Origin of the sequence: Pseudomonas sp. A-1 (assembly GCF_004801855.1) — a bacterium.
GTDB lineage: Bacteria > Pseudomonadota > Gammaproteobacteria > Pseudomonadales > Pseudomonadaceae > Geopseudomonas.
Genome location: NZ_SSTC01000206.1, coordinates 1 through 1,417 on the forward strand (window position 1 = coordinate 1; position 1,417 = coordinate 1,417).

2 protein-coding genes and 1 pseudogene are annotated in these 1,417 nt (G+C 72.5%); all 3 read left to right on the forward strand.

All coding sequences use genetic code 11. From position 1 onward, the window contains the following. Positions 1–790, forward strand: a 790-nt coding sequence (gene exbB, locus E5198_RS21145) for a tonB-system energizer ExbB (RefSeq protein ID WP_136491859.1), incomplete at its 5' end; no start/stop codon positions are given. A 3-nt stretch (positions 791–793) separates the two neighbouring features. After that, on the forward strand, positions 794–1,219 hold the full coding sequence (exbD, locus tag E5198_RS21150) for a TonB system transport protein ExbD (RefSeq protein ID WP_136491860.1): 426 nt from the start codon (positions 794–796) through the stop codon (positions 1,217–1,219). Beyond that, positions 1,216–1,417: pseudogene (locus E5198_RS21155) on the forward strand (energy transducer TonB); the annotation flags it as partial. The gene exbD and the pseudogene E5198_RS21155, both read left to right, overlap by 4 nt.

Genomic DNA, 1,417 nt, shown 5'->3' on the forward strand with positions numbered 1-1,417 from the left:
CAGCCCCGCGCCGGTCGCCGCTGCAGCCCCGCAGGCCGGCCCGGTCGAGGCCGCGGTCGAGGCGGCCGCCGCCCCGGTCCACGACCTGTCGCCCTGGGGCATGTACCAGGGCGCCGACGTGGTGGTGAAGGGGGTGATGATCGGCCTGCTGCTGGCCTCGGTGGTGACCTGGACCATCTGGCTGGCCAAGGGCCTCGAGCTGCTCGGCGCGCGCCGCCGCCTGCGCGGCGAGCTGGCCGACCTCAAGGGCCTGCGCAGCCTCGACGAGGCCGCCGAGCAGGCCCACGCCAGACACAGCTTCAGCGCGCTGCTGATCGAGGACGCCCAGGACGAGCTGCGCCTGTCGGCCAACCTGACCGAGAAGGAAGGCATCAAGGAGCGCGTCAGCTTCCGCCTCGAGCGTCTGGTCGCCGCCAGCGGGCGCAAGATGAGCACCGGCACCGGAGTGCTGGCCACCATCGGCTCCACCTCGCCGTTCGTCGGCCTGTTCGGCACCGTGTGGGGCATCATGAACAGCTTCATCGGCATCGCCAAGTCGCAGACCACCAACCTCGCGGTGGTCGCCCCCGGCATCGCCGAGGCCCTGCTGGCCACCGCCCTCGGCCTGGTCGCGGCGATCCCCGCAGTGGTGATCTACAACGTGTTCGCCCGCTCGATCGCCGGCTACAAGGCGCAGGTCGCCGACATCTCCGCCCAGGTGCTGCTGCTGGTCAGCCGCGACCTCGACCGCCAGCCGCCGGCCGCCGCGCCGCGCAGCGCCGCCACCCCGCACGTGGTCAAGGTGGGCTGAGCCATGGGCATGCACCTCAACGAGGGCAGCGACGAGCTGCAGGAATCCCACGAGATCAACGTCACCCCGTTCATCGACGTGATGCTGGTGCTGCTGATCATCTTCATGGTCGCCGCGCCGCTGGCCACCGTCGACGTCAAGGTCGACCTGCCCGCCTCCAGCGCCACGCCGCAGCCGCGCCCCGAGCAGCCGGTGTACCTGAGCATCAAGGAGGACCGCAGCCTGCACCTGGGCAACGACGCGGTGCTCGCCGAGCAGCTCGGCGCCGCCCTGGACCGCCAGACCGGCGGCGACAAGGAGCAGACCATCTTCATCCGCGGTGACCAGGAGGTCGACTACGCCCGCCTGATGGAAGTGATGGACCTGCTGCGCGGCGCCGGCTACCTGAAGATCGGCCTGGTCGGCCTGGAAACGGTCGGCCGCCCATGAGCCGCGCGCGCAGCCTGCCCCGCTGGGGCCTCAGCCTGCTGCTGGTGCTCGGCGCCCACGTCGGCGTGGCCGCCTGGTCGCTGTACTGGCAGCCGCAGGCCGCGCCGGTCGAACTGCCGCCGCCGGCCATGCTCATCGAGCTGCCGCCGGCACCTCCGGCCCTACCGGCCGCGCCGCCACCGCCGCCCGAGCCGGTGC